Annotated in this window: 25 protein-coding genes; 13 read left to right on the top strand and 12 right to left on the bottom strand. The window is 63.7% G+C overall.

The features are described from left to right. Positions 1 to 11: 11 nt before the first annotated feature. From ABIC03_RS28535 to ABIC03_RS28525, 3 genes are all read right to left on the bottom strand, one after another. Positions 12 to 590: a TadE/TadG family type IV pilus assembly protein gene (locus tag ABIC03_RS28535; protein WP_354062988.1), complete on the bottom strand. Its 579-nt coding sequence runs from the start codon at positions 588 to 590 to the stop codon at positions 12 to 14. A 231-nt stretch (positions 591 to 821) separates the two neighbouring features. Continuing rightward, positions 822 to 1,316, bottom strand: coding sequence for a pilus assembly protein N-terminal domain-containing protein (locus ABIC03_RS28530; protein ID WP_275172284.1), 495 nt, complete (start codon positions 1,314 to 1,316; stop codon positions 822 to 824). A gap of 153 nt (positions 1,317 to 1,469) precedes the next feature. After that, positions 1,470 to 2,297 (bottom strand): sterol desaturase family protein, encoded by an 828-nt coding sequence (locus ABIC03_RS28525; RefSeq protein WP_275172285.1) that lies wholly within the window; start codon positions 2,295 to 2,297, stop codon positions 1,470 to 1,472. A 260-nt stretch (positions 2,298 to 2,557) separates the two neighbouring features. On the opposite strand from ABIC03_RS28525, the gene ABIC03_RS28520 reads away from it, so the two are divergent. The 10 genes from ABIC03_RS28520 (at position 2,558) to ABIC03_RS28475 (ending at position 11,474) form a co-directional block, all read left to right on the top strand. Then, on the top strand, positions 2,558 to 2,722 hold the full coding sequence (locus ABIC03_RS28520; protein WP_106941836.1) for a Flp family type IVb pilin: 165 nt from the start codon (positions 2,558 to 2,560) through the stop codon (positions 2,720 to 2,722). A gap of 73 nt (positions 2,723 to 2,795) precedes the next feature. After that, complete coding sequence (locus ABIC03_RS28515) at positions 2,796 to 2,936, top strand: hypothetical protein (RefSeq protein WP_275172371.1); 141 nt, start codon at positions 2,796 to 2,798, stop codon at positions 2,934 to 2,936. Between the two features lie 119 nt (positions 2,937 to 3,055). Further along, positions 3,056 to 3,580, top strand: a complete 525-nt coding sequence (locus ABIC03_RS28510; RefSeq protein WP_275172286.1) for an A24 family peptidase — start codon at positions 3,056 to 3,058, stop codon at positions 3,578 to 3,580. A 126-nt stretch (positions 3,581 to 3,706) separates the two neighbouring features. Further along, positions 3,707 to 4,504 carry a Flp pilus assembly protein CpaB gene (gene cpaB, locus ABIC03_RS28505; RefSeq protein WP_275172287.1) on the top strand — a complete coding sequence of 266 codons (798 nt, stop codon included), beginning with the start codon at positions 3,707 to 3,709 and terminating at the stop codon, positions 4,502 to 4,504. A gap of 11 nt (positions 4,505 to 4,515) precedes the next feature. Further along, positions 4,516 to 5,991: a type II and III secretion system protein family protein gene (locus ABIC03_RS28500; RefSeq protein WP_354063209.1), complete on the top strand. Its 1,476-nt coding sequence runs from the start codon at positions 4,516 to 4,518 to the stop codon at positions 5,989 to 5,991. Between the two features lie 17 nt (positions 5,992 to 6,008). Beyond that, entirely contained in the window at positions 6,009 to 6,746 is a 738-nt protein-coding gene (locus ABIC03_RS28495; RefSeq protein ID WP_275172288.1) for a CpaD family pilus assembly protein, read from the top strand. Further along, positions 6,743 to 8,011 carry a CpaE/TadZ family protein gene (locus tag ABIC03_RS28490; protein WP_275172289.1) on the top strand — a complete coding sequence of 423 codons (1,269 nt, stop codon included), beginning with the start codon at positions 6,743 to 6,745 and terminating at the stop codon, positions 8,009 to 8,011. The genes ABIC03_RS28495 and ABIC03_RS28490 overlap by 4 nt, the downstream gene beginning before the upstream one ends. A gap of 21 nt (positions 8,012 to 8,032) precedes the next feature. Then, positions 8,033 to 9,496 (top strand): TadA family conjugal transfer-associated ATPase, encoded by a 1,464-nt coding sequence (locus ABIC03_RS28485; protein ID WP_275172290.1) that lies wholly within the window; start codon positions 8,033 to 8,035, stop codon positions 9,494 to 9,496. A gap of 16 nt (positions 9,497 to 9,512) precedes the next feature. Further along, a complete protein-coding gene (locus tag ABIC03_RS28480) occupies positions 9,513 to 10,490 on the top strand; it encodes a type II secretion system F family protein (protein WP_354062983.1) in 978 nt (325 codons plus the stop codon). 9 nt (positions 10,491 to 10,499) lie between these two features. Continuing rightward, positions 10,500 to 11,474, top strand: a complete 975-nt coding sequence (locus ABIC03_RS28475) for a type II secretion system F family protein (protein WP_275172292.1) — start codon at positions 10,500 to 10,502, stop codon at positions 11,472 to 11,474. A gap of 74 nt (positions 11,475 to 11,548) precedes the next feature. Here the strand turns inward: ABIC03_RS28475 and ABIC03_RS28470 are convergent, their stop codons facing one another. The 3 genes from ABIC03_RS28470 to ABIC03_RS28460 all read right to left on the bottom strand — a co-directional run bounded on the left by ABIC03_RS28470 (position 11,549) and on the right by ABIC03_RS28460 (position 14,443). Beyond that, positions 11,549 to 12,376 carry a tetratricopeptide repeat protein gene (locus ABIC03_RS28470; RefSeq protein ID WP_354062981.1) on the bottom strand — a complete coding sequence of 276 codons (828 nt, stop codon included), beginning with the start codon at positions 12,374 to 12,376 and terminating at the stop codon, positions 11,549 to 11,551. 94 nt (positions 12,377 to 12,470) lie between these two features. Continuing rightward, entirely contained in the window at positions 12,471 to 13,982 is a 1,512-nt protein-coding gene (locus tag ABIC03_RS28465) for a metallophosphoesterase family protein (protein WP_354062979.1), read from the bottom strand. Positions 13,983 to 14,239: 257 nt separating this feature from the next. Beyond that, the gene (locus ABIC03_RS28460) at positions 14,240 to 14,443 is read right to left on the bottom strand and encodes a hypothetical protein (RefSeq protein WP_183247077.1); all 204 of its coding nucleotides are present in this window, start codon (positions 14,441 to 14,443) and stop codon (positions 14,240 to 14,242) included. Between the two features lie 202 nt (positions 14,444 to 14,645). Here ABIC03_RS28460 and ABIC03_RS28455 point away from each other — a divergent pair, with 202 nt between their 5' ends. Both ABIC03_RS28455 and ABIC03_RS28450 read left to right on the top strand, forming a co-directional pair. Then, a complete protein-coding gene (locus ABIC03_RS28455; protein WP_354062977.1) occupies positions 14,646 to 16,019 on the top strand; it encodes a leucyl aminopeptidase family protein in 1,374 nt (457 codons plus the stop codon). Further along, positions 16,012 to 16,890, top strand: a complete 879-nt coding sequence (locus tag ABIC03_RS28450) for a C40 family peptidase (protein ID WP_354062975.1) — start codon at positions 16,012 to 16,014, stop codon at positions 16,888 to 16,890. The genes ABIC03_RS28455 and ABIC03_RS28450 overlap by 8 nt, the downstream gene beginning before the upstream one ends. 5 nt (positions 16,891 to 16,895) lie before the next feature. Here ABIC03_RS28450 and ABIC03_RS28445 read toward each other — a convergent pair whose 3' ends face one another. The 6 genes from ABIC03_RS28445 to ABIC03_RS28420 all read right to left on the bottom strand — a co-directional run bounded on the left by ABIC03_RS28445 (position 16,896) and on the right by ABIC03_RS28420 (position 25,388). After that, positions 16,896 to 18,533 (bottom strand): ABC transporter ATP-binding protein, encoded by a 1,638-nt coding sequence (locus tag ABIC03_RS28445; RefSeq protein WP_275172297.1) that lies wholly within the window; start codon positions 18,531 to 18,533, stop codon positions 16,896 to 16,898. 4 nt (positions 18,534 to 18,537) lie between these two features. Continuing rightward, positions 18,538 to 19,719: an ABC transporter permease gene (locus ABIC03_RS28440; RefSeq protein ID WP_354062973.1), complete on the bottom strand. Its 1,182-nt coding sequence runs from the start codon at positions 19,717 to 19,719 to the stop codon at positions 18,538 to 18,540. Then, positions 19,719 to 20,828, bottom strand: a complete 1,110-nt coding sequence (locus ABIC03_RS28435; protein WP_007605353.1) for a microcin C ABC transporter permease YejB — start codon at positions 20,826 to 20,828, stop codon at positions 19,719 to 19,721. The genes ABIC03_RS28440 and ABIC03_RS28435 overlap by 1 nt, the downstream gene beginning before the upstream one ends. Further along, positions 20,825 to 22,705, bottom strand: a complete 1,881-nt coding sequence (locus ABIC03_RS28430; RefSeq protein WP_275172300.1) for an extracellular solute-binding protein — start codon at positions 22,703 to 22,705, stop codon at positions 20,825 to 20,827. Before ABIC03_RS28430 ends, ABIC03_RS28435 begins: the two co-directional genes overlap by 4 nt. 14 nt (positions 22,706 to 22,719) lie before the next feature. Further along, complete coding sequence (locus tag ABIC03_RS28425; RefSeq protein ID WP_275172301.1) at positions 22,720 to 24,621, bottom strand: extracellular solute-binding protein; 1,902 nt, start codon at positions 24,619 to 24,621, stop codon at positions 22,720 to 22,722. A 212-nt stretch (positions 24,622 to 24,833) separates the two neighbouring features. Next, positions 24,834 to 25,388 carry a c-type cytochrome gene (locus ABIC03_RS28420; RefSeq protein WP_275172302.1) on the bottom strand — a complete coding sequence of 185 codons (555 nt, stop codon included), beginning with the start codon at positions 25,386 to 25,388 and terminating at the stop codon, positions 24,834 to 24,836. 220 nt (positions 25,389 to 25,608) lie between these two features. Here ABIC03_RS28420 and ABIC03_RS28415 point away from each other — a divergent pair, with 220 nt between their 5' ends. Then, positions 25,609 to 26,349 carry a 3-deoxy-manno-octulosonate cytidylyltransferase gene (locus ABIC03_RS28415; protein ID WP_275172303.1) on the top strand — a complete coding sequence of 247 codons (741 nt, stop codon included), beginning with the start codon at positions 25,609 to 25,611 and terminating at the stop codon, positions 26,347 to 26,349. The last annotated feature ends 13 nt before the right edge of the window (positions 26,350 to 26,362 follow it).

Here is a 26,362-nt window from a genome sequence, read left to right as displayed (position 1 = left end):
ATCCATCTGTCTCAAAAGGGTTCATTCTTGAAGGCCGCGGTCGCCACCAGCAGCCGCTTGTTGCTGCAGCCCATGTTGAAGCCAAGGCCGGTGACGAAGAGCGGCCACCGATAGAACAGCCGCACCACGACGACCTGGCCGCCGCTCCCGGCAACGTACTGCACGCCGGTCGGGTTGAAGCTGCAGGAATTGCCATAGTTGGTGAGGCTTAGCGCGCCGAAGGAATTTGTACTCACGACGTCGACATAGAGTTTGCTGCAATCAAACAGCGCCGGGATCTGGCTGCAGACGTAAGCCTTGAACGTCGTTTGCGTGCAGGGCTTGCTCACGCCGGACACCGCGCAGGCCGCCAGCGAGCCGGATTGCGCCTGCGCCTGCCCGGTCAGCAACGCGCGCGCAGAATTCTGCGAGACACTCTCGAGCACCTGGCTCGCCAAGAACATCAGCGCCGTCTCGATGACGGCGAACAGCAGTGCGAAGAACATCGGTGCGACCAGCGCGAACTCGACGGCTGCGGAGCCGCGGCGGCTGCCGCGAAACCGGCGCAGCGTGGCGAGGAGCGTAAACCTCGTAGGTGCAGGCGAAGGCATCAAATTCCCCAGCGGCAGCAGCAATGATCTGCCATGTTCAGTAGCGGAAACTGATTGTTTAAGTGTTTCAGGCGATCCGCACGGGGCGGCCCGGGCCGTTAAGGGCCGGTTAACCGCGAACGACCAGGGCATGGAGACGAGGGCACGGAGAGAGAAACTCGCGCGCGTGCGTCGGGCGGGGACGATCCTTGCCCCGGCAAACCCGCCAATCAAACTCGCTGGTTGTCTTGCTTAGTTCGTCTTGGCGCCCGCACCGGCACTGCCGCTGGCCGAGCCGCTCAACGAACCGGCCTGGCTCATCGCGCTGTTGAAGTAGGTGTCGCTGTCGCCGAGCGTCACGCGGCGCTGGCAAAGCGGCGCGCAGCTGTAGGACTCCCGGTCGATCCCGCGATAGACGGTCACGAGCCGATCGCTCGGACCTTCGACCTGGATCTGGCGGTCGACCAGGATCTCGCCGCCCCGGTCGAGCGCGATGAAATTGGTGGCGCCATAGCCCTTTCCGGTGACGACGATCATGCCGCCGGGCTGGAGCGTGACGTCGGCGATCAGGGGATTGCCGACCACGATGGTTGCCACCTTGCCAGGCAGCCGCACCAGCTTGGCCTGGTCGACATTGACGGCGATGGTATCGGCGGACTCGGCAACGACGGTAGCCGGCGACGCCAGCACCGCGGCCGCAACCAGAAGACACACGCGCGCATGACGGCGCAGAAGTTGTTTACGCATACTCTTACCCCCGGGACGTGACAAACCGGCAGAAGCGATCAGATAACAGCCGAGCCGGTGGCCGACCCGGCTAACCTGCCCTCAATTCGTGAACGTTCCGCAAATTCGCCGACTATTGTTTGAACGGACTGGCGTTTCGCGGCCCTTGAGAACCTAGCGACGGAACGGATAGGCAAGCTGCCCTCCGATTTCCTTCGGCATGGTGGCTTCATCCTTGCCGTAATCCTGCGGCAGTTGCCCCTCGGGCATGCGGAAAGTGCCGAACAGCACGTCCCAGATCGGGAACGTGCCGGCAAAATTGGTGTCGCCGCCCTCTGCGAGCGAGGTGTGGTGCCAGCGGTGGAACACCGGCGTCGCCAGCACATATTTGAGCGGCCCGAAGGTCCAGTTCAGGTTGGCGTGCACGAAGGCCGAATGGAAGGTCGTGAACGGGGCGAGCCAGACCATGGCGTTCGGCGAAATGCCGGCCATCAGCAGCACGACATCGACCGCGATCGTACCGAGCACGAGATTGACGGGATGGAAGCGGGCCGCAGAAATCCAGCTGATCTCCTCCGAGGAGTGATGGATCGCGTGGTACTTCCAGAACCCTCCGCCGTGAAACAGCCGGTGCAGCCAGTACAGCATGAAATCGGACAGCACCAGGAACAGCACGGCCTGAACCCAGAGCGGCAATAGCGACAGCGGGCCGTGGCCATTGTCGTAGAAGGCGATGAGCCCGTCGGCATCATGGATGTTGAAGACGAAGCTCGCGCCGACGATCAGAAGGCTGATCCGCATGACGCGCGCGAACACCGGAACGACAAACCAGTAGCAGATGTCCGTGACGATCTCCCGCTTACGCCACCAGGGCACACCGGGATTGCAGGCCCAGACATGCTCGAGCACGGTGAAGACCACCGCGAGCGCGAAGGTCGTGGGGATCACCTTCGCGATGGTCTCGCCGAGCATCAGGGCGATTTCCATGGGCAGGCTCGACATTGTCGCCTCTCTTGCGAATTGCAGGTCCCGCCTACGCGTACTCCCCCAAATTTAAGGGACGGTGAAGCCGGTGCTGCGCTTGCTGCACATCCGGAACCGGAATGAATCGCAGCTCGCACCTTAAGGCGAAATTCACTCTGGCCAGCGGCAGGCGGGTTTGCCCGATCGAATTAACTCTCCCGAAAGAGCTCGGATCTCATGGTTATTGCGTCAAGCACAACGCCGAACGAGGCGATCCCACCCCAGATGGAGTTTTGTTCATGAAGAACCTGATTGCGCGTTTCGCGAAAGATGAATCCGGCGCCACCGCCATCGAATACGGTCTGATCGCCGCCGGCATCGCGCTGGCCATCATCACCGTCGTCAACAATCTCGGCACCACGCTGAACGCCAAGTTCACCTCGATCAGCACCTCGCTGAAGTAAGCGATCGACGAACGACTGCAAAAGCCCCGGACTTCCGGGGCCTTTGTTTTTCAGACGGCGAGTTCCAGTGGCGTTGAGCAAGTACAGAACCGATGCCGCGGTCGCGGCCAACGTGGCGGAGGCGGCGCAGACCGGCTCGCCGGCTTACTGGGTCTGCCTTGCCCTGCTGCTTGCGACGGTCGCGCTCGCCGCACGCATCGCCCTCCTCTGGTGAGCACGCTTTCGGCGGGTTTCGCTCCTCGAGACCGCCGCCGTTTTCGGTTTGTTTAGCACTGCCGGCTACAATCTGGCGACGCCAGCTCCGCGGCAAACCCAGGCCTCAAGACGCAGCCCATGATCCTCGACCTTGCGCGCCTTCTGCTCTTCCCTGCCCTGATGGCGTTTGCCGCCGCGAGCGATCTCTTCACGATGACGATCTCTAACCGCGTATCGCTGGCGCTGGTCGCTGGCTTTTTCGCGCTCGCTCTCGCCGGTGGCATGGCACCTTACGAGATGCTGAGCCATGTCGGCGCCGGCGCGCTTGTCCTGGTCGTGGCCTTCACCTGTTTTGCGATGGGCTGGGTCGGCGGCGGCGATGCCAAGGTCGCGGCCTCGGTCGCACTCTGGTTCGGGTTCGCGCAGCTGATGAATTTCGTGCTCTACGCCTCGCTGTTCGGCGGGGCGCTGACGCTACTCCTGCTCCAGTTCCGGCAGTGGCCGCTGCCATACGGGCTCGCGGGCCAAGCCTGGCTCGCGCGGCTGCACGCTAAGGAGAGCGGCATTCCCTACGGCATCGCGCTCGCACTGAGCGCGCTGATGGTCTACCCGGAGACCGAGTGGGTGAAGGCGATCGACCTCGCTCACCTCGCATTGCGCTGAACGCATCGGGTAACCCGGCGTTAAGGCGATTTAGATACGCCTCATTAACCATGCTTTGACGAATAGCTGGTCAACTGCCGATTACGGCGGCGTCAGCGTCGCAGCGTTTGTTGGAAAGTGAAGCGTATGAATAGGGCACGCATTGTCGTCCTGACGGTCGCCATCTGCGCCGGCGGTGTCGCCGCGTATCTGGCGAGCGGCTCGGACAATTCTGCACCGCCTCCGGCTCCGGTCGCGCAGCTTCCCACCGTCGACGTCCTGGTTGCGAAGAACGACATCGGCCTCGGCCAGACCGTCAAGCCGGAAGACGTGCAATGGCAGACATGGCCATCCGCGACCGCCAGCGCCACCTTCATCCGCCGCAACGAGCGCCCCGAGGGGGTAACCCAGGTCACCGGCTCGATCGCACGATCCCCGTTCATCCAGGGTGAGCCGATCCGCGACCAGAAGCTGGTCAAGGCCGAAGGCTCCGGCTTCATGGCGGCAATCCTGCCCACCGGCATGCGGGCGATTTCGACAGAGATCTCGCCCGAGACCGGCGCAGGCGGCTTCATCCTGCCCAACGACCGCGTCGACGTGCTTCTGACGCGCCGTCTCAAGAACCCTGACCAGACCAGCGGCGCTCCTGATGTGATCACGACCGAGATCATCCTGGCCAATATCCGCGTCCTGGCCATCGACCAGGCGCCGAAGGAGAAGGACGGGCAGAACGCGGTGGTCGGCAAGACCGTCACCCTCGAGCTCAATCCTGCGCAGACCGCGACGCTCTCCTCCGCACGCCAGAGCGGCACGCTCTCGCTGGCGCTGCGCAGCATCGTCGACGTCAAGCTGAGCGAGATCACGCTCGACGATTCCGCGCAGAAGCGCGAGGGCGTTTCGATCATTCGGTACGGTATCCCAAGCTCGACGGCGAAGGCACGATGAGGACTGTCGATATGAAATGCAGGGCGAAGTTGGCGACGATGCGAACCCCTGTGGTCCGCGCCCTGTCGTTTTCGGCCGCCGTCGCGCTCGCGTTCAACCCGGTGCTGACGCCAGCGGTCGCCGCCGACTATCGCCCTGTGGCGCAGGCTGCGGCCGACGGCCAGATGAACGCGCGATTTCTCTCGCTCGGCGTCGGCAAGTCGATCGTGATCGACCTTCCGCGCGACATCAAGGACGTGCTCGTCGCCGATCCCAAGATCGCCAATGCGGTCGTCCGCTCGGCGCAGCGCGCCTACATCATCGGCGCCTCGATCGGCCAGACCAACATCGTGTTCTTCGATTCCGCCGGCCAGCAGATCGCGGCCTATGACATCGCGGTCAAGCGGGACCTCAACGGCGTGCGGGCCGCGCTGAAGCAGGTCCTGCCGAATTCAGACATCCAGATCGATGGACTGGGGGACGGCATCATCCTGACCGGTTCGGCCGCGAATCCAGTCGAAGCCCAGCAGGCCAACGACCTCGCTGCGCGCCTCGCCGGCGGCCCCGAGAAGGTCGTGAACTCGATCGTGATCCGCGGCCGCGACCAGGTCATGCTCAAGGTGACCGTCGCCGAAGTGCAGCGCAGCATCATCAAGCAGCTCGGAATCGACCTCACCGCCAACCTGAGCTACGGCACCTCGGTCGTCAGCTTCAGCAACTCCAATCCGTTCACGGCTCTCGGCCACAACCTCGTCGACGGCAACAACCTGACCACCAAGTTCGGCGGCGCCCCGTCAGTGCAGGCCACGTTGCGTGCGATGGAGACCGCGGGCGTGATCCGGACGCTGGCCGAACCGAATCTGACCGCGATCTCCGGCGAATCGGCAACGTTCATCGCCGGCGGTGAATTTCCGGTTCCTGCGGGTTATGCGTGCGACCCCACCACGCACGTTTGTACCACCCAGATCAGCTTCAAGAAGTTCGGCATCTCGCTCAACTTCACCCCCGTCGTTCTCACCGAGGGCAAGATCAGCCTGCGGGTGATGACCGAGGTGTCCGAGCTCTCGAACGAAAACGCGATCACGCTGTCCCAGGCCGTGACCTCGACCTCGGTCAACTCGCTCACTGTGCCCTCGATCAAGACCCGCCGCGCAGAAACCTCGCTGGAAATTCCCTCCGGCGGCGCGATGGCGATGGCTGGCCTGATCCAGCAGCAGACCAAGCAGGCGGTCAGCGGACTGCCGGGTCTGATGCAGCTCCCGGTCCTCGGCACGCTGTTCCGCAGCCGCGACTTCGTCAACAACGCGACCGAGCTGGTCGTGATCGTGACGCCCTACATCGTTCGCGCAGTTGCGCAAAAGGATCTGTCGCGGCCGGATGATGGCTTCTCCGCGCCTGCGGATCCGCAGGCCGAACTGCTCGGCAACATCAACCGCATCTACGGCGTGCCCGGCCGGACCGAACCGGCCAAGAACTACCGCGGCACCTACGGCTTCATCACCGACTGAGGCGGAACGGGGACTTCATGACGATCACTAGACCACCCCAGATTCGCAGACGCGCCATCCACCTCGGCGGCGCGCTCGTCGGCATGGCGCTCGCCCTTGGCGGCTGCCAGCATGACGAAGCGGTCACGGCCTCCATTCCCGACGACTACAAGCAGCGCCATCCGATCGCGATCGAGGAGCAGAATCGCTCCATCGTCGTCTTCGTCGGCCATGCCCGCGGCGGCTTGACCGCCGCCCAGCGCGCCGACGTGATGGGCGTCGCGTCGGCTTGGATGCACGAAGGTACCGGCGCGATCCGGATCGACGTGCCGTCCGGCACGCCCAACGCGCGCCCGGTCGCGGACACGATGCGCGAAATCCAGGCAATGCTGTCGGCGGCGGGCGTTCCGCCGCGCGGCGTCATCGCCCGCTCTTACCAGCCGGAAGACAGGCGCTTCCTGCCGCCGATCCGGCTCACCTATTCCAAGATCGCCGCGGTCGCGGGTCCCTGCGGCCTGTGGCCGGAAGACATCGGACCTTCGATGAAGAACAAGCGCTGGTTCGAGAACAAGGACTATTACAATTACGGCTGCGCCTATCAGCGCAACCTCGCGGCGATGGTCGACAATCCGTCGGATCTCGAGCAGCCGCGGCCCGAAACGCCGTCCTACACGGCGCGGCGCACCGCCGCGTTCGAAAAATATCGCAAGGGAATGCCGACGGCGGTCGCCTATCCCGAGGCCGACAAGGCCAAACTCAGCGACACCGGCAGATGATCAGCTACGCTCGCCAGCCCCAAGAAGAGCAGACCGAGGCATCGCTCCCGCCGGCCGAGGAGCATATTGCGCCTGCGCCGCGCGTTTCCGTCCAGGCTTTCTGCGAGACCGTGGAAACGGCGGCCGCCGTGCAGTCGGCCGGCGAAGACCGCCGTCTCGGCAAGGCCCATCTGAAGATCCAGATGGGCGGTATGGCAGCTGCGGTCGAAGCCTATCGCTCGGCACCCACGCCGAACGTGATCGTGCTCGAAAGCGACGGCCGCAACGACCTCCTGGGCGGCCTCGACCATCTCGCGACCGTCTGCGACGCCGGCACCCGCGTGGTCGTGATCGGCCGCATCAACGACGTCATGCTCTACCGCGAGCTGGTCCGCCGCGGCGTCAGCGACTACGTGCTTGCGCCGGTCGGCGCGATCGACGTCGTGCGCTCGATCTGCAACCTGTTCTCGGCGCCGGAAGCCAAGGCCGTCGGCCGCATCATCGCCGTGGTCGGCGCCAAGGGCGGCGTCGGCGCGTCAACCATCTCCCACAACGTCGCCTGGGCGATCGCCCGCGATCTCGCGATGGACGCAGTCGTTGCCGACCTCGACCTCGCCTTCGGCACTGCCGGGCTCGACTATAACCAGGATCCGCCACAGGGTATTGCCGACGCCGTGTTCTCGCCCGATCGCGTCGATACCGCCTTCATCGACCGCCTGCTGTCGAAATGCACTGACCACCTCAGCCTGCTGGCGGCGCCGGCGACGCTCGACCGGGTCTATGATTTCGGCGTCGACGCCTTCGATGCCGTGTTCGACACGCTGCGCTCCACCATGCCCTGCATCGTGCTCGACGTTCCACACCAATGGTCCGGCTGGACCAAACGCGCGCTGATCGGAGCGGACGACATCCTGATCGTGGCGGCGCCCGACCTCGCCAATTTGCGCAACACCAAGAACCTATTCGATCTCCTGAAGGCCGCGCGCCCCAACGACCGTCCGCCGCTCTACTGCCTGAACCAGGTCGGCGTGCCGAAACGGCCCGAAATCGCCGCGGCGGAGTTCGCCAAGGCGATCGAGAGCCAGCCGGTCGTCTCGATCCCGTTCGAGCCGCAGATCTTCGGCTCGGCGGCCAATAACGGCCAGATGATCGCAGAGATCTCGGCCAACCATAAGTCGATCGAGATGTTCCTTCAGATCGCCCAGCGCCTGACCGGCCGAAGCGAAACGAAGAAGCAAAAGTCGTCCCTGCTTTCACCCCTGATTGAGAAGTTGCGGGGAAAATAGGTCGCCGCATGGAGTTTTTAAGTGTTCGGTAAGCGTAGCGGAACAGACACCGACCCTCGGGCCCCAAAGCCCGGTGCCGTGTCGCCAGAGCCTGCCCAGGCTTCGGCGCCGACCGTGTCGCGCGTGCCGCCGCCGCCGGCAGTCTCCTCGCCGCCCCTTGCCCCGGCGAAGCCTGCGCCGACCATGGAAGCCCGCCGCTCGGACAATTATTACGAGGTCAAGGCGACCATCTTCGGCGCGCTGATCGAGGCCATCGACCTCGCCCAGCTCGCCAAGCTCGATTCGGAGTCCGCGCGCGAGGAAATCCGGGACATCGTCAACGAGATCATCGCGATCAAGAACATCGTGATGTCGATCGCCGAGCAGGAAGAGCTGCTCGACGACATCTGCAATGACGTCCTCGGCTACGGTCCGCTGGAGCCGCTGTTGTCGCGCGACGACATCGCCGACATCATGGTCAACGGCGCCGACACCGTTTACATCGAGGTCGCCGGCAAGATCCAACGCACCGGTATCCGCTTCCGCGACAATCAGCAGCTCCTCAACATCTGCCAGCGTATCGTCAGCCAGGTCGGCCGGCGCGTCGACGAATCCTCGCCGATCTGCGACGCGCGCCTGGCCGACGGCTCCCGCGTCAACGCCATCGTGCCCCCGCTGTCGATCGACGGCCCCACGCTCACCATCCGCAAATTCAAGAAGGACAAGCTGACGCTCGATCAGCTCGTCAAGTTCGGCGCAATCTCGCCGGAGGGCGCGGAAATCCTACAGATCATCGGCCGCGTCCGCTGCAACGTGCTGATCTCCGGCGGTACGGGCTCGGGCAAGACCACGTTGCTCAACTGCCTGACCAACTACATCGAGCACGACGAGCGCGTCATCACCTGCGAAGACGCCGCCGAACTCCAGCTCCAGCAGCCGCACGTGGTGCGACTGGAGACCCGCCCGCCCAACATCGAGGGCGAGGGCCAGGTCACCATGCGCGAGCTGGTGCGCAACTGCCTGCGTATGCGTCCCGAGCGCATCATCGTCGGCGAAGTCCGCGGACCCGAGGCGTTCGACCTGCTCCAGGCCATGAACACCGGCCATGACGGCTCGATGGGCACGCTGCACGCCAACAATCCGCGCGAGGCGCTATCGCGCTGCGAATCCATGATCACGATGGGCGGCTTCTCCCTGCCTTCACGCACCATCCGCGAGATGATCTGCGCCTCGATCGACGTCATCGTCCAGGCCGCGCGCTTGCGCGACGGTTCGCGCCGCATCACCCACATCACCGAAGTGATGGGCATGGAAGGCGACACCATCATCACCCAGGACGTCTTCCTCTACGACATGGTCGGCGAGGACGCCAACGGCAAGATCATCGGCCGGCACCGGTCTACCGGAATCGGCCGCCCGAAGTTCTGGGAACGCGCCCGCTATTACGGCGAAGAAAAGCGCCTTGCCGCGGCGCTCGATGCCGCGGAAGTGGCGCCCACGACGTGAGCAGGTCAGCGCAGCCATGAACATGCAAGTCCTTGCCCTCGCCTTCCTTGCCACCGCCGCCGTCGGCGGCCTCGCCTGGGTCTTTCTTTATCCAATGCTGTCCGGGGAACGGAAGGCCGAGAGCCGCCGCGCCTCGATCTCGCGCGCCGAGGCGCCCACGGCCCGCGCGGCCGAGAAGACGCAGCGCTCGCGCCGCGAGCAGGTCGAGACCTCGCTCAAGGATCTCGAGGCGCGGCGCCAGCAGGAGAAGAGCGTACCGCTCAGTGTTCGCCTGTCGCAGGCCGGCCTCGACTGGGCGCCGCAGAAATTCTGGATCGTGTCCGCCGTCGTGGCGGGCGTGCTGTTCGCGCTCGCCTTGTTCATTGGGGGCGGCCTGCTCGGTGCCGCCGGCCTCGCTTTTGCCGGCGGCTTCGGTCTGCCCCGCTGGGCGCTGAGTTTCCTGAAGAAGCGCCGCGAAGCCAAATTCCTGAAGGCGCTGCCCGACGCGGTCGACGTCATCGTCCGCGGCATCAAGGCGGGCCTGCCGCTGTTCGAATCGATCAAGGTCGTCGCCGCCGACGCGCCGGAGCCGCTGCGCTCCGAGTTTCTGTCCATCATCGAGACGCAGGCGATCGGCATGCCGCTCGGCGAGGCCTGCACGCGACTCTATGATCGGATGCCACTGCCCGAGGCCAATTTCTTCGGCATCGTCATCTCGATCCAGCAGAAATCGGGCGGCAATCTCTCCGAAGCACTCGGTAACCTCTCCAGGGTGCTGCGCGACCGCAAGAAGATGAAGGAGAAGATCCAGGCGATGTCGATGGAAGCCAAGGCCTCGGCCGGCATCATCGGCTCGCTGCCGCCGATCGTGATGTTCCTCGTCTACCTGACGACGCCGGGATACATCTCGATTCTTTGGACTCATCCCACCGGCCAGCTCATGCTGGTCGGCTGCGTCGTCTGGATGTCGATTGGCATCATGGTGATGAAGAAGATGATCAATTTCGACTTCTGATGGTGCCTTATGGTAGAGTTCCTCGTTGCGAAACTTCACGACGTCCACTTCATGACGATGCTGCTGGCGGCCATTGCCGCCAGCGCCACCGTCTATACACTGGTCATGCCGCTGTTCGCGGGCGAAGGCCTTTCCAAGCGCATGAAGGCGGTGGCGAACGAACGTGAGCGCATCCGGCAGCGCGAGCGCGAGCGCCTCCACAAGAGTGAAAAAGTCTCGCTGCGCCAAACGCCGAAGCAGCTCGTCTCGAAGGTCGTCGACGACTTCAACCTGACAAAATGGCTCGCGCAAGAAGCTGCGCGGGACAAGCTCATCATGGCGGGTTATCGAGGCCAGGCGCCCTACATCACCTTCCTGTTTGCCCGCCTGGTTGCCCCGATCGTGCTGTTCGTCGGTTCGATCGTCTACGTGTTCCTGATCGCGCATATGCAGCAGTCGATGCCGATCAAGATCGGCATCTGTGTGGGTGCGGCCTATCTCGGACTTCAGGCACCGATGCTGTTCCTCAGGAACGCGATCTCCAAGCGTCAACTCTCGATCAAGCGTGCCTTTCCCGATGCGCTCGACTTGCTCCTGATCTGCATCGAGTCCGGCATGTCGGTCGAGATGGCATTCCGGAAGGTCGCGGTCGAAATCGTGGGCCAGTCGATCGCGCTGTCGGAGGAGTTCACCCTGACCACGGCCGAGCTGTCCTATTTGCAGGACCGCAAGGTCGCCTACGAGAACCTCGCGCGGCGCACCGGACTTGAGGGCGTCAAGTCGGTATGTCTAGCGCTCCAGCAGGCGGAGCGTTACGGCACCCCGCTCGGCCACTCCCTGCGGGTGATGGCGCAGGAAAACCGCGACATGCGCATGAACGAAGCCGAGAAAAAGGCCGCAGCACTGCCGCCGAAGCTGACGGTACCGATGATCCTGTTCTTCCTGCCGGTGCTGTTCGTCGTCATTCTCGGACCGACCGGCATCAAGGTGACCGAGATGCAATGACGTTAGACGCGGACCGTGCACGGTCCGCGGCTGCCTTCAAGATTGGACGATAAAGATTGGAAGATCACGTCTGATCAGTCGGACTGGCCCAGCGAGGCGACCGGAGTCCGCTTCGGCGCACCCCGCCTGACGTCGCTGCGGGTCAGCATTTCCTTGAGATAGGCGACATTGGCCGCAGCCTGGTCCGGCGGCAGGTCCGACTTCACGATGGTCTCGGCTTCGGCGAAGCGGCCCTGGAGACCGACGACCAGACCGAGATTCTGCCGCACTCGCGCGCTTGCGTGCGGTGAGGCATAGGCCTGCCGCAGCGCATCTTCGGCCTTCGGCAGGTCTCTCGACAGCATGTAGGACAGGCCGAGATTGGAGAGCACGCCGGGATCGCCAGGCGCGATTTTGAGCGCGCTCGCATAATAGGAACGCGCTTCCTCGTGACGGCCCATCTGATCGAGCGCGGTCCCCTGCACCGAGAGCAGGCGCCAATCCGGGTTGTCGGGTGAATGCGCCTTCGTCAGCACGTCGAAGGCTTGCTGAAAATTGCCGTTGTCTGAGAGCGCGCGGCCGTATTGCGCCATCAGCGCCTTGTTGCCGGGATTGGCGATGGTCGCCTGCTCGAGCACGGCGGCGGCCTGGGCGCGCTGGCCGTTGGCGCGCAGGGCCTGGCCGTAGGCGAGCGCCGCGTCGGCGTCCTTGGGATTGGCACGATAGCGCTCGCCATAGAGTTCGGCAGCGCGCGCGGGATCGGCGGGAGCGGCTTCGGCCCGCGGCCCGACCGAGCCCGTGACGTCGGAGAGTTTCGACATCGCCGTGCAGCCGCCGAGGCCCATGGCCAACGCCGCGACCAGCGAGGTGGACGCAAGAAGCCGGGCAAGACTGAACCGGTCAAGACTGAACCGTTGACGCATGACGCTTTGACTCTCGAGCCGATTGATCGAGCCGAACGCGCCAGCAATAGACTGTTAACCCTAACGGCCGGTTAATGCCCCCGGCCCGCGCCCATCACTGCGGCGCCTGCGGCGGCATCTCGCCGCCGAGATCCGCATCGAGGCCGAGCGCCTTCGCCTGCTCGTTCAGGTCCCGCAACAATTGCAGACGTTGCCGCGTCTCGATCTCCACATCGATGCCCGGGCGGGCCACCCTCGGCAACTCGCGCCGAAGATCGTCACGATTGATCAGACGCCTCGCGCGGAGCTCGTCGAGTTGAAAAACGTCGATGCCGAGCACATTTGCGGACTGCTCGATCAATCGACGCAGCAGCGAGGTCACCGCGGCCACAGCCTCGACGTCATGCTTGCGTGCCGATCTCGAGAACTTGCTTTCGAGATCGGCCCAGACGTGAGAGGTGACGAGATAGACGTGAAGCAAATCGGCCCAATCCACCTCGCCGTCGGCATGGAAGGCGCGGCGCAGCAGGAGCCGGCGGGCGAATGCTGCGACTTGATCCCGTTTCAGCGTCGTGCATGCGTCGATCTCGACGCCCGACTGGACAGCCGGATCTCGGGAAAAATCCCGCCCGGCCGGCAGCCTGACGACGCCGTGCGGCAGGTTGGAATCGAGCGGCCTGAAGTCACCGTCCTTGCGCGGACGTGAGTAGCGGGCGATCGCAAAGCGATACTCGATGCGGCCGCCATGGGACATCGGGTGGGACATCGGGCCGAAATGGATGACGTTGAAGCCGGCGTCGTCACCGGCCTGCCCGGTCGATGACGGACAGGCCAAGACGTAGATCGTGCGCCAGAATGCATCATCGCTCTCGCTCGTGGCGCGCGGATCGGGAATCGAATAGCGCGTCAGCCCTTCGACATGTCGGTGTCCGTGCAGAACCAGATCGACGTTGAGCGATGTCGCCGCTTCGAGGAAGGTCGCGGGCGCGGCGAGATACATCAGCGGCTCGTCGGGCACGCCGAGAAACCGCTTTCCCTCTCCGGTCGCCTGCGGCAGTGGATGATGGTGCAGCGCCAGCACGCGCACGAGGTTTTCCACCGGCTCGGCATAATCGGCGCGGCCGCTCGACCCGAGGCTCCCCGCGAGTTCGACGCTCAGCCGCGCGGACGCCGAAACCATGGCATTATAGGCGCTCTGGTCGACGTTCCCGCTCGCGAGCGTTGTGAGGCTCGCGCGGTTGGAATCCAGCAGCACCAGATCGAGGCCGGCCTGACGGTAGTAGACGCTCTTCGAGGTCCGCGGCAAGTGCAGGTAATCATAGACGTCGTGGCGGCCAGCACGCTGGCTCGGTCGCTTGACGTCTTGATTGCCGGCGATTGCCTGGATATCGGTGAACAGCCCGGTATGTCGGAACGATGCAATGACGGCGAGCGCTTCGTCGAGCGCAGGCGGCGTCGGGTCGTCCACGATATCGCCGGTGATCAGCAGGATGCGATCGGGAAGGCCCGCGAAGTCCGCCATCCTCTCGCGAATCGCGGCGTTGAGCGTCTCGATCGTCGGAAGCAGCCGACCCGACCCGTCCAGATGCAGGTCGGAAATCTGTACGATGACGAACGATCTATCCATTTTGCGCCGCTTGTTTGCAAATGCCGCGCCGCCCAAGCGATAAGAGAAATGCCTTCGACGATAAGGTTCTCTCCGGTCTCAACCCGGGCCGTGATGAGCCAGGGTAAGAATCGACTCTAGCCACGTGCACAACCGCACGGCACAATCTAAAATATTGGCCAATAATGTCACAACCCCAGCGCTAGTAAAGCCCTGCGGCAGCTCGCGTGAACCGCATGAGATACGGGTTCCGCCCGATGATGGTTTCGCTCATCAGCTCAATATTCGATGGCGAGCCGCTTGCGGATTTCGTCAACGCGCTTGTCGAGCGCATCGAACCGCGCGTGAACGGAGCGGTCGTGGAGATAGAAGACGTAACCACCGGCAAGGAACGCGAATATCCAATGATGATGCTCGACATAGCCAAAAATCGCCTCGACCGCCTGGCCGATGAATGTGACCACGCTCCACACAAATTCCATTGCATTTCCTCCCGGCCGGCTTTGTCGTCGGCCGCCGGAGATCTCCGCACCCGACGGCCGTTGCCGGAACCTAGCATGGCCCCCTTGCTGCGAGTAGCGGATCGCTGAACGATGGCAGCAAAGCTGATTGCGGCGGCGACGAAACTCTGCGAAATCTCGTCCGTTCGTATGACCCGCTCGATCTGACGATCCGGACCCGCCAATGCCTTCTGTCTTTGAGACGTCGCCTACCGCCATCCCGATCACCTTCGTCACCAAGTCGAGCTGGGATCAGGTCGCCGAGGGGCTACCGGCGGCGCAACGCCAGTTCGCCACTGCGAGCGCGTTTACCGCAAAGCCGGGCGGCTATCTCGCGCTGCCCGCGCCCGATGGCGCGATCGCGCAAGTGCTGTTCGGGCTCGAGGACGAAGGTGCAAAATCGCGCGACCTGTTCCGACCGGGCGCCCTGCCCGGGCTGCTGCCGCCGGGCGTCTATCGCTTCGCCAATGCACCGCACGATGCACGGCTCGCCGCACTCGCCTTCGCGCTCGGCAGCTACCGCTTCGCCCGGTACCGCAAGGCGGATCGTCCCGACGTCCGCCTCGTGCCACCCGACGGCGTCGATGCGACCCAGATCAACCGCATGGCGGACGCCGCAATGCTGGCGCGCGACCTCATCAACACGCCGGCCAACGACATGGGGCCGGAGGAGCTGGCCGCAGCCGCGCAGGATCTCGCCGCCGAATTCGGTGCAAGCTTTGCCTGCACCATCGGTGACGACTTGAAGACGAATTTTCCGCTGATCCACGCCGTCGGCATGGCCTCGGACCGCGCGCCGCGGCTGATCGACATCGGCTGGGGCGACCCGGCTCATCCCAAGGTGACGTTGGTCGGCAAGGGCGTCTGCTTCGACACCGGCGGGCTCGACCTGAAGCCGTCGAGCGGCATGCTGATCATGAAGAAGGACATGGGAGGCGCCGCCAACGTGCTGGCGCTGGCCCGCATGGTGATGGATGCGAAGCTGAAGGTGCGACTGCGCGTTCTGATTCCGGCCGTGGAGAACGCGGTCGCGGGCAATGCCTTCCGCCCGCTCGACATCTTCACCTCGCGCAAGGGCATCACCGTCGAGATCGGCAATACGGACGCGGAGGGGCGGCTGGTGCTCGCCGACGCGCTGGCGCTAGCGGACGAGGAGAAGCCGGACCTGCTGATCGATCTCGGCACGCTGACGGGAGCGGCACGCGTCGCGCTGGGGCCGGATCTACCTCCCTTTTACACCAATGATGAGGCGCTTGCCGCCGACGTGGCGCGATGCGCGGTGAGGGAGAACGATCCGTTGTGGCGCATGCCGCTGTGGCCGCCCTACGATGCGTGGCTGGACTCCAAGACGGCCACCATCACCAACGCACCATCCGGCGGCTTTGCCGGCTCGATCATCTGCGCGCTGTTCCTGCAACGCTTCGTCGAACAGGCCAGGAGCTGGCTGCATGTCGACATCTACGGCTGGACGCCGTCGGCGAAGCCCGCACGCCCCGAGGGGGGCGAGTGCCAGGCCGCGCGTGCGATCTACACATTGCTGAGCGAGCGCTATGCGTGATCCAGGACTCGATCCAAAATACGATCCAAGCCACGATCCAAGGCTGACACCATCGCGAGGCGACCTCGCCGCGAAATATCTCGAAGGCAAGGTGCAGGCGGAGCGCTTCGTCACGGGCGAGGAATTCGAGATCATCGAGGCGATCGCGCCCGTGCGCGAGCAGCCGTCGCCGAACGCGATGCTGATGACACAAGCGTTGCGTGGCGAGCGCGTCACGGTCTACGACCGCAACGGCGAAGGCTGGGCGTGGGGTCAACTTTCCGGTGACGGCTATGTCGGCTGGCTGCCGGACGCAGCGCTGATGAAGCCCTCGGCCGCCCCGACCCACGTGGTCGTTGCGCTACGAACCTTTGCCTTTCCCGGTCCCTCGATCAAGCTGCCGCCGGCAGACACGCTGGTGATGGGATCGAAGATAGCGGTTGCACGCGAGGACGGCAGCTTCGCCGTGACGCGCGACGGACAATATCTGCCGAAGGCTCATCTCGCGCCGCTCGGTCATCGCGAGCCGGATTTCGTCGGAGTCGCCGAGCATTTCGTCGGCACGCCCTATCTCTGGGGTGGAAAGAGCAGCCTTGGCGTCGATTGCTCCGGCCTCGTCCAGGTCTCGCTGACATCGGCGGGGATCGGCTGCCCGCGCGACAGCGACATGCAGCAGGCCGGGCTCGGCCGCGCGCTGGAGCCGCATGAGCAGATGAGCTTGCTGCGCGGCGATCTCATTTTCTGGAAGGGCCACGTCGCCATCGTCAGCGACGCCGGCACGATGGTTCACGCCAATGCGTATCACATGGCAACGGTGATCGAACCAATCGAGCCGGCCATCGCACGGATCAAGCAAGCCGGCAGCGAGGTCACCGCGATCAAGCGGCTCTGACGGCGCTAAGTCGCCGCCGATCCGTTCCCCGCCGTCTCCAGCCGGAACGCCGCCGCAAACAGCGCGCGCGTGTAATCCGTCTTCGGATTCTTGAAGAGCTCGGCGGCCTGGCCTTCCTCGACCACCTTGCCGCCGCGCATCACGATCAGATGGCTGGCGAGCGAGGCAACGACGCGCAGATCGTGCGAGATGAACATGTAAGTGAGATCGCGACGGCGCTGCAATTCACGCAGCAGATCGACCATCTGCGCCTGAATCAGCATGTCGAGCGCACTGGTCGGCTCGTCCAGCACGACGAAATCCGGCTCCAGCACCACCGCCCGCGCGATGCTGATGCGCTGGCGCTGGCCGCCGGAGAATTCATGCGGATAACGGTTGCGGGTATCCGGCTTCAATCCGACGTCCTCGAGCGCCTTGACGACGCGCTCCTCACGCTCGCCGCGCGAGAGCTGCGGCTGATGCACGGTGAGGCCTTCGGCGACGATGTCGGCGACCGACATGCGCGGGCTGAGCGAGCCGAACGGATCCTGGAACACGATCTGCATGTCGCGTCGGAACGGCCGCATCTCCTTGAAGCGGAGACCCTGGATATCCTTTCCCAGGAACACAATGCGTCCGTTCGAGGAGATCAGCCGCAGCAATGCGAGCCCCAGCGTGGTCTTGCCCGAGCCGGACTCGCCGACGACGCCAAGCGTCTCGCCCTTGCGCACGGCGATGCTGACGCCGTCGACCGCTTTGATGTGACCGACCGTCTTGCGCATCAACCCGCGCTTGATCGGAAACCAGACCTTGAGGTCATCGGCCGACATCACCACCGGCGCATCCGGCTGCGGCGGCGCCGGATCCGGCTTCGGTTCCGCGGCGAGCAAGTCGCGCGTATAGGGATGCTTCGGGCTCTTGAAGACCTGCTCAACCGGCCCCTGCTCGACGATCTCGCCGCCCTTCATGACGCAGACCTGGTCGGCGATGCGGCGCACGATGCCGAGATCGTGGGTGATGAAGAGCAGGCTCATGCCGAGCCGGCTGCGAATCTCTGCGAGCAGCGTCAGGATCTGCGCCTGCACGGTGACGTCGAGCGCCGTGGTCGGCTCGTCCGCGATCAGGAGGTCCGGCTCGTTGGCGAGCGCCATCGCGATCATCACGCGCTGGCGCTGGCCGCCGGAGAGCTGGTGCGGATAGCTCTTCAGCCGCGTTTCGGGCTCGGGAATGCCGACCTGCGTCAGCAATTCCAGCGTCCGCCTGCGCGCCTCGGCATTGCTGGTCGGATTGTGCAGCTGGATGATCTCGCCGATCTGCGCCTCGATCGTGTGCAGTGGATTGAGCGAGGTCATCGGCTCCTGGAAGATGATCGAGATGTCGCTGCCGCGAATCTCCCGCATCTCCTGCTCCGACCGGTCGATCAGTTCCTGTCCCTTGAAGCGGATGCTGCCCGAGGGATGCGAGGCGTTCGGATAGGGCAAGAGTTTGAGGATCGAAAGCGCGCTTACCGACTTGCCGGAGCCGGACTCGCCGACCAGCGCCACGCACTCGCCGCGCCTGATCTGGAACGAGACCTTGTCGACCGCGAGCGTGGTGGCGCCGCCCTGGTGGAAGGCAACCGAGAGCTCGCGCACGCTGAGCAAAGGCTGATTGATCGCGTCCATTGGCCTACCTGAACGTCTTGCGCGGATCGAAGGCGTCGCGCACGGCCTCGCCGATGAAGATCAAGAGCGACAGCATGATCGCAACCGAGAAGAAGCCGGAGAAACCGAGCCAGGGCGCCTGCACGTTGGACTTGCCCTGCGACAGCAGCTCGCCGAGCGACGGCGAGCCGGGCGGCAGTCCGAACCCGAGGAAATCGAGCGCCGTCAGCGTCATCACCGAACTCGACACGATGAAAGGCAGGAATGTCATGGTCGCGACCATCGCGTTCGGCAACAGATGCCGGAACATGATGACCTTGTTCGACACGCCGAGCGCCCGCGCCGCCTGGATGTACTCGAAATTGCGCCCGCGCAGGAATTCCGCGCGGACGAGTCCGACCAGCGACACCCAGGAAAACAACAGCAGGATGCCGAGAAGCACGAAGAAACCGGGCACCAGCACCGACGACAGGATCAGCAGCAGATAGAGCGAAGGGATCGCAGTCCATATTTCGATGAAACGCTGGAACAACAGGTCGATCCAGCCGCCGAAATAGCCCTGTACCGCGCCGGCCGCGATGCCGACGACGGAGGAGACGATGGTCAGGCAGAGGCCGAACAGCACCGAAATGCGGAAGCCGTAGATCAGCCGCGCTACCACGTCGCGGCCTTGATCGTCGGTGCCGAGCCAGTTGTATTCGAGATCGCGGCAGCTCTTGAGGCCCTTCTTCTCGACCACAGGCTTGCACTGCGCTTCCGTCAACATCCAGGTCGGCCGCGACGGCGCCGGGGTCGGCAGATCGAGATTGTGGGTGTCGTAGGAATAGCGGATCAGCGGCCAGACGATGCTGCCACCCTTGTCCTTGATCAACTTCTGCAAATAGGGATCGCGATAGTCGGCTGCCGTTTCGAAGTCGCCGCCGAAAGCGGTTTCCGAATAGGTGACGACGGACGGCCAATAGAGGTGGCCATCATATTTGATCAGGAACGGCCGATCATTGGCGATCAACTCGGCGAACAGCGATACCACAAACAGGATCAGGAAGATCCAGAACGACCAATAGCCGCGCCGGTTCGCCTTGAAATTCTGCCAGCGGCGCCTGTTGAGCGGCGATGGCACGAACTGTTTGCGCGTCATCGGCACGGCATCGCCGAGCGGCGACTTCGCAGTGGTTTCGATCGGCGTGGTGGGGGCGGCCAGAGTCATCAGACCTCCCGCGCCTCGAAATCGATCCGCGGATCGATCCACATATAGGTGAGGTCAGAAATCAGGTTGATCACGAGCCCGACGAGCGAAAAAATGAAGAGTGTACCGAACACCACGGGGTAGTCGCGGTTGAGAACGCTCTCGAAACTGAGCAGTCCCAGCCCGTCCAGCGAGAAGATGGTCTCGATCAGAAGCGAGCCCGAGAAGAAGGCGTGAATGAAGGTGCTGGGAAAGCCGGCGATGACGATCAGCATCGCGTTGCGGAAGACGTGACCATAGAGCACCCGATTCTCGCTGCAGCCTTTCGCGCGGGCGGTCATCACGTATTGCTTGCGGATCTCGTCCAGGAACGAGTTCTTGGTCAGGAACGTCATGGTGGTGAACGCACCGAGCCCCATCGCGATCAGCGGCAGCGTCAAATGCCAGAAGTAATCGATGATCTTCCAGTACCACGGAAACTGCGACCAGCCGTCTGACGTCAGTCCGCGCAGCGGGAACCAGTTGAAGAACGAACCGCCGGCAAACAGGATGATCAGCAGGATCGCGAACAGGAACCCGGGAATGGCATAGCCGAGCACGAGCACGCTCGAGGTCCAGGTGTCGAAGCGCGTCCCGTCCCTGACCGCCTTGCGGATGCCGAGCGGAATCGAGATCAGGTAGGTCAGCAGCGTCAGCCAGATGCCGAGCGAGATCGAGACCGGCAACTTCTCCTTGACGAGCTGCAGCACGCTGACGTCGCGGAAATAGCTCTTGCCGAAATCGAAGCGGGCGAAATTCCACACCATCAATGCGAAGCGCTCCGGGGCCGGCTTGTCGAAGCCGAACTGCACTTCCAGCTTTTTGATGAAATCGGGATCGAGGCCTTGAGCGCCGCGATATTTCGAATTGATGGCATCGCCGCCGGCGCCTAACTGCCCCGGGGCGCGCTGCGCAAAGTCGCTGCCGCCCGAAATGCGCGAGGTACCGCCGGTGTCGGCACCCGAGAGCTGCGCGATTACGCGCTCGACCGGGCCGCCCGGCGCGAACTGCACGACGATGAAGGAGACGAAGAGGATCCCGAGCAAGGTCGGGATCATCAGCAGGATACGGCGGGCGATATAGGCGCTCATGGCTGTTTCGCCTGCTCGAGCTTGGCGGCCTTGCCGCCATCATGCCACCAGATGTCGGGGGCGCCGACTCCGTTGGCATAACGCGGCAGCTTCTGCGGACGGCCGAACTGGTCCCAATAAGCAAGCCGGTGCGTCTTGTTATACCATTGCGGCACCCAATAACGGCCGGCACGGAACAGGCGATCGAAGGCGCGGCAGGCGACGGTCAATTCCTCGCGGGAGTCAGCCGCCATGATCTTCTCGATCATGGCATCGATGGCAGGACTGGCGATGCCCGCGAGATTGTACGAACCCTTCGTTGCCGCGACCTGCGACGAGAAGAACGAGCGCATGGCATCGCCCGGCGTCGCCGACATGCTGAAGCGTTGAATCGTCATATCGAAGTCGAAATCTTCCTGGCGCGCCTTGTGTTGTACGGCATCGACGAGGCGCACGCTCGCTTCGATGCCGAGCGTCGCGAGATTCTTGATGTAGGGCCCATGGTGCGGCTGGAATGAAGGCTCGTCCAACAGAAATTCGATCCTGAATATCTCGCCGTTCGGCAGCACCCGCTTGCCGTCCTTGATCGGCAGGCCGGCGTCGCTGAGCAATTGCTGCGCCTTGCGCAGCAGGCTGCGGTCCTGCCCGGAGCCGTCCGAGACCGGCGGCGTGAACGGCGCGGCGAACACCTCGTCGGGAATCTGGCCGCGAAACGGCTCGAGCAGCTTCAACTCTTCCGGCGGCGGAGGCCCGCCGCTGGCCATGAGGTCCGAGTTCTGAAATGGCGACACCGTGCGGGCATAAGCACCGTACATGATGGTCTTGTTGGTCCACTCGAAGTCGAAGGCGTCGATCAGTGCCTCTCGTACCCGAGGATCCCTGAACTTGTCGCGCCGCGTGTTGATGAACCATCCTTGTGCACCGGACGGCGTGTCGTCGGGTACGACCTCCATCTTGACGCGACCGTCCTTCACCGCAGGGAAGTCGTAGCGCGTCGCCCAGAGACGGGAGGTGAACTCCTCGCGGTAGAGATAGTTCTTGCCGGTGAAACCTTCGAAGGCGACATCGCGGTCCCGGTAGAATTCGTAGCGTACAACGTCGAAATTGTAGCTACCACGACAGGGGGGCAGATCGGCAGCCCACCAATCCTTGACGCGCTCGTATTCGATGTAGCGGTTGACCTCGAACTTGCCGACCTTGTACGGGCCCGAACCCAACGGGATCTCCAGAGACGTTTCGTCGAACGGACGGGAGGCATAGTAGGCTTTCGAGAAGATCGGCAGGCTCGCCACATAGAGCGGCACGTCACGCGCGCGTCCCTTAGCAAAAGTGACGACAAGCGTCGCCTCGTCGACGGCTTCCGCGCTGACCATGTCGCGCATCTGCACGATGATCAGCGGATGGCCCTTGGTCTTCAGCGCCGTCAGCGAAAACGCCGCGTCGTGCGCGGTGAGCTTGGTGCCGTCATGGAATTTCGCCTCGGGCCGTATGGTGAAGCGGTAGACCAGCCTGTCTGCCGATATATTTACAGATTTGGCGGCAAGCCCGTACATCCCGTCGGGTTCGTCGTTGGCTCGCACCATCAGCGGCGCAAAGGTCATGTCCATGCCCTGCGCGCCATCGCCTTTGAGGATGAAGGCATTGAGCGAGTTGAAGGTCTGGTAGGACTGGTTGTAGGCGCGCACCGACGGGATCAGCGAGAAAGTACCACCCTTCGGCGCGTCGACATTGACGTAGCCGAAGTGATGGAAATCGGCGGGATATTTGAGGTCGCCGAAGGCCGACATGCCGTGGGCCTCGGCGAGCATCTCGGACGCTGCCGCGCCCCGGAGCCAGGCGGCGCTGAACGCGCCACCGGCACTCAGGGCCAGCACATGCCGGCGTGAAAGCTGCGTCATGCGAGAACTGCCCCTCACGACTTCTTTGCGATCCGCGCCGCTTTGTCCGCGTCATACCACCAGATGAACGGAAAGCCGGACTGACCGTATCTGGGCAATTCCGCCGGCCGGCCGAAGCGATCCCAGCGCGCGGTGCGCACCTTCGTATAAGTCCACTGCGGCACGACGTAGTGATTCCACAGCAGCACGCGGTCGAGTGCCTTGGTTGCCGCGACGAGATCGTCGCGACCCTTGGCGTAGATCACCCGCTCGATCAGCTTGTCGACCGCCGGATTTTTGATGCCGGTAATATTGCGTGAACCGGCGATGTCAGCCGTCTTCGAGGACCAGAATTCGCGCTGCTCGTTGCCAGGGGACTGCGACTCGCCCCAGGAGTTGGTGACGATGTCGAAATCCCACTCGCGCGTCCTGTTCTCATACTGGGTGGGATCCACTGTCCGTACGTTGACGGCAATGCCGAGCCGTTCCAGCGACGGCTTGTAGAACAGCGTGATCCGCTCAAAGCTCGGATCCGAGTTCAGCAGCTCAAGCGAGAACTGAGCGCCGGTCTTGACGTCGACCAGTTTGCGGTCGCGCACCTCGTAGCCGGCTTCCTTGAACAGGCGCAGTGCCTCGCGCAGATTGTCGCGCACGGCTTCCGGACTGCCGCCGACTGGATTGGTATAGGCCGTCGTGAAGACTTCGGGCGGGACCTCGGCGCGGACCGTCTCGAGGATCTCGAGCTCCTTGCCCTGCGGCAACCCGGTTGCCATCAGTTCATCGATGCCGTCGAAATAACTGCTGATGCGCTTATATTGGCCGTAGAAGATCTGCTTGTTCATTTCCTCGAAGTCGAACGCGTAATTAAGCGCGCGTCGCACGCGCGCATCTTTGAACTTGGCGCGGCGCAGGTTCGGCACGAAGGCCTGCATGACGCCCGAGCTGCGATTGGCGAACTCCTCGAGGATCACGCGCTTTTCGGTGACGGCCGGGAAGTCGTAGGCCGTCGCCCAGTTCTTCGCGCTGTTCTCGGTGCGCCAATCGACCTGATCGGCCTTGAAGGCCTCGATCGCCACGGTGGCGTCGCGGAAATACTCATAGCGCAGCTCGTCGAAATTATTTCGGCCCACATTGGCCGCGAGGTCGCGCCCCCAATAATCCTTCACGCGCTCCAGCGCGATCGACCGTCCGGCAACGAATTCCTTGACCCGGTAGGGGCCCGACCCCAGCGGCACTTCGAGCGTGGTGGCGGAGACATCGCGCTTCCGGCCCTGCGCGTCCGTTCCTTCCCACCAATGCTTCGGCAGGACCGTGAGCTGCCCGACAATCTGCGGCAGCTCGCGATTGCCCGGTGCGTCGAACACGAATTTCACCTCGCGCTCACCGACCTTCTCGGCCTTCACCACATGGCTATAATAGGCCGAGTACATCGGGTGGTGCTTCTTGAACGAATCGAGCGAGAAGATCACGTCGTCCACGGTAACAGGCTTGCCGTCATGCCAGTTGGCTTGCGGCCGCAAGCGGTAAGTCACGGAGGAGAAATCATCCGGATGGCTGACGGCCTCGGCCAGCGCGCCGTATTCGGTCGAGACTTCGTCGAGCGAGGCCGTCGTGAGGGATTCGTAGATGAATGCCACGGCACCGGCGACTTGCCCCTTCACACCGGAGACGACGATGTTGAAATTGTCGAATGTGCCGACGGCGATCTGGCGTGCGACGCCGCCTTTGGGCGCTTCCGGATTGACGTAGTCGAAGCGCTTGAAGTCGGCGGGGTATTTGACCTGTCCGAACAGCGACAGCGCGTGTCGCCAGGTCAGCTCACTGGCGGATTGCGCGTGTGCCGCGCCGACGACGGGAAGGCCCCCTACGGAACCAAGGGCGGGGAGCGCTGCGGCAGCGATGCCGGTGAGCAGGAGATCGCGTCGGGTAATGGCCAAATCCACATTCCTGTCTTGAAGGAGGCTACTCCTTTAAGTTCCCAATATAGGCGAGGTTTCGACGGAATATGTTGCTTTTTCCTCATCTTGGAAGCCCGGCCGCTCCATCCGGTGCGGCCAAACGCCCTGATAACGTCACCGCGCGGCCCGGATATAAAAACGGCCAGGCTTTTCAGCCCGGCCGCATAGTCCAAGATGGGGTTTCGAGGCTTTTACTTTGAGGCCGTCGGCAGCGGCTGCGGATGCTCCGAGAGCGAATTCAGATAGGCAATGACGTCGGCACGCTCGGAATCCTTGGGAATGCCGGCGAAGCCCATTGCGGTGCCGGGGATGAAGCCCTTCGGGCTGGCGATGAACTTGTTGAGATCGTCAAACGTCCAGGTGCCGCCCTTGGCCTTCATGGCAGCCGAGAAGTTGAAGCCGCCACGGCCCTCGCCCCGCTTCTCGCCGACGACGCCATAGAGATTAGGACCGACACGATTCGGGCCGCCCTTCTCGAAGGTGTGGCAGGCGCCGCACTTTTTGGCGGCGGAGGCGCCCTTCTCGACCGAGGCGGTCTGGAGCAGCTTTTCGATCGGCTCGGCAGCCGCGGCGGCAGCGCCGCCTTCCTTGCCGTGGCCGGCGTCTTCCTTCACGGCGATCTCGAAGCCCGGCTTTTCCGGCATCTTGGGCGAGAACAGCGCATTCGCGGTGAAGCTCGTCACCAGCAGAAGGAGACAGGTGCCGAGCACGGCACCGAGAATCTTGTTCAGTTCGAAAGAGTCCATTTCCGGCCAGGCCCCACACCGCAAGAAGGATCGAGCGGCCCAAAGCGGCCGCCAGGACGAGCCTCGAAGAATCAACGTTCCTTAATTGTTTCCCCGAGTTTTGCCATTGAGATATCGGTTTGCCCGGGGTCTGGCAACCCGTATAAGCGAGCGGGCTTCACGCCCGTCCCCACCCCATTTCCCGGCGCGGAAAACGCCCCGTTTCCAGGCCCTTGACCCGATGACCGATCCTCGCATCCTGGTGCTGATCCCGGCCCGCATGGCCGCGACCCGCCTGCCCGGCAAGCCGCTCGCCGATATCGCGGGGCAGCCGATGATCGTGCACGTGATGCGCCGCGCCGAGGCCGCCGGGATAGGCCGGGTCGCGGTCGCAACCGACACCGCGGAGATCGCGTCCGTCGTGACCGCCCATGGCGGCGAGGCCGTGATGACCCGCCCGGAGCACCCCTCCGGCTCCGACCGCATCCACGAGGCCATGCAGAAGCTCGATCCGGACGGCAAGGCCGAGATCGTGGTCAATCTCCAGGGCGATTTCCCGACCATCACGATCGACAATATCCGCGAGGTACTGCCGCCGCTGCAAGACCCCGCCGTGGATATCGCAACGCTGGCTTCGCAAATCCACACCGAGGAGGAGGATCTCGCGCCGAGCGTCGTGAAGGCGATCGGGACCTCGCTCGGGGGCAGACGCATGCGCGCACTTTATTTCACCCGCGCAACCGCGCCGACCGGCGACGGGCCGCGTTACCACCATATCGGCCTCTACGCCTATCGCCGCGCCGCGCTGGAGCGCTACGTCTCACTGCCGCCTTCGCCGCTGGAACTGCAGGAGAAGCTGGAGCAGCTCCGGGCGCTCGAGGCCGGAATGCGCATCGACTTCACCATTGTCGATACCGTGCCCCGCGGGGTCGACACGCCGGCGGACCTGGAAACCGCCCGCAGCATCCTTTCCAAATCCTGAGCCGCTGTTACAA

Source organism: Bradyrhizobium sp. RT6a, assembly GCF_040547675.1.
GTDB lineage: Bacteria > Pseudomonadota > Alphaproteobacteria > Rhizobiales > Xanthobacteraceae > Bradyrhizobium.
This window is presented reverse-complemented; position numbering and strand designations above follow the sequence as displayed.

Bases quoted from the DNA above. Each gene is read 5' to 3' on its own strand.
- ABIC03_RS28500 (WP_354063209.1), top strand. From the start codon at position 4,516: ATGAAATGCAGGGCGAAGTTGGCGACGATGCGAACCCCTGTGGTCCGC.
- ABIC03_RS28430 (WP_275172300.1), bottom strand. From the start codon at position 22,705: ATGACGCAGCTTTCACGCCGGCATGTGCTGGCCCTGAGTGCCGGTGGC.
- ABIC03_RS28495 (WP_275172288.1), top strand. From the start codon at position 6,009: ATGACGATCACTAGACCACCCCAGATTCGCAGACGCGCCATCCACCTC.
- ABIC03_RS28445 (WP_275172297.1), bottom strand. From the start codon at position 18,533: ATGGACGCGATCAATCAGCCTTTGCTCAGCGTGCGCGAGCTCTCGGTT.
- ABIC03_RS28525 (WP_275172285.1), bottom strand. From the start codon at position 2,297: ATGTCGAGCCTGCCCATGGAAATCGCCCTGATGCTCGGCGAGACCATC.
- ABIC03_RS28455 (WP_354062977.1), top strand. From the start codon at position 14,646: ATGCCTTCTGTCTTTGAGACGTCGCCTACCGCCATCCCGATCACCTTC.
- ABIC03_RS28470 (WP_354062981.1), bottom strand. From the start codon at position 12,376: ATGCGTCAACGGTTCAGTCTTGACCGGTTCAGTCTTGCCCGGCTTCTT.
- ABIC03_RS28450 (WP_354062975.1), top strand. From the start codon at position 16,012: ATGCGTGATCCAGGACTCGATCCAAAATACGATCCAAGCCACGATCCA.
- ABIC03_RS28535 (WP_354062988.1), bottom strand. From the start codon at position 590: ATGCCTTCGCCTGCACCTACGAGGTTTACGCTCCTCGCCACGCTGCGC.
- cpaB (WP_275172287.1), top strand. From the start codon at position 3,707: ATGAATAGGGCACGCATTGTCGTCCTGACGGTCGCCATCTGCGCCGGC.
- ABIC03_RS28460 (WP_183247077.1), bottom strand. From the start codon at position 14,443: ATGGAATTTGTGTGGAGCGTGGTCACATTCATCGGCCAGGCGGTCGAG.
- ABIC03_RS28490 (WP_275172289.1), top strand. From the start codon at position 6,743: ATGATCAGCTACGCTCGCCAGCCCCAAGAAGAGCAGACCGAGGCATCG.
- ABIC03_RS28440 (WP_354062973.1), bottom strand. From the start codon at position 19,719: ATGACTCTGGCCGCCCCCACCACGCCGATCGAAACCACTGCGAAGTCG.
- ABIC03_RS28480 (WP_354062983.1), top strand. From the start codon at position 9,513: ATGAACATGCAAGTCCTTGCCCTCGCCTTCCTTGCCACCGCCGCCGTC.
- ABIC03_RS28420 (WP_275172302.1), bottom strand. From the start codon at position 25,388: ATGGACTCTTTCGAACTGAACAAGATTCTCGGTGCCGTGCTCGGCACC.
- ABIC03_RS28415 (WP_275172303.1), top strand. From the start codon at position 25,609: ATGACCGATCCTCGCATCCTGGTGCTGATCCCGGCCCGCATGGCCGCG.
- ABIC03_RS28465 (WP_354062979.1), bottom strand. From the start codon at position 13,982: ATGGATAGATCGTTCGTCATCGTACAGATTTCCGACCTGCATCTGGAC.
- ABIC03_RS28520 (WP_106941836.1), top strand. From the start codon at position 2,558: ATGAAGAACCTGATTGCGCGTTTCGCGAAAGATGAATCCGGCGCCACC.
- ABIC03_RS28435 (WP_007605353.1), bottom strand. From the start codon at position 20,828: ATGAGCGCCTATATCGCCCGCCGTATCCTGCTGATGATCCCGACCTTG.
- ABIC03_RS28510 (WP_275172286.1), top strand. From the start codon at position 3,056: ATGATCCTCGACCTTGCGCGCCTTCTGCTCTTCCCTGCCCTGATGGCG.
- ABIC03_RS28475 (WP_275172292.1), top strand. From the start codon at position 10,500: ATGGTAGAGTTCCTCGTTGCGAAACTTCACGACGTCCACTTCATGACG.
- ABIC03_RS28530 (WP_275172284.1), bottom strand. From the start codon at position 1,316: ATGCGTAAACAACTTCTGCGCCGTCATGCGCGCGTGTGTCTTCTGGTT.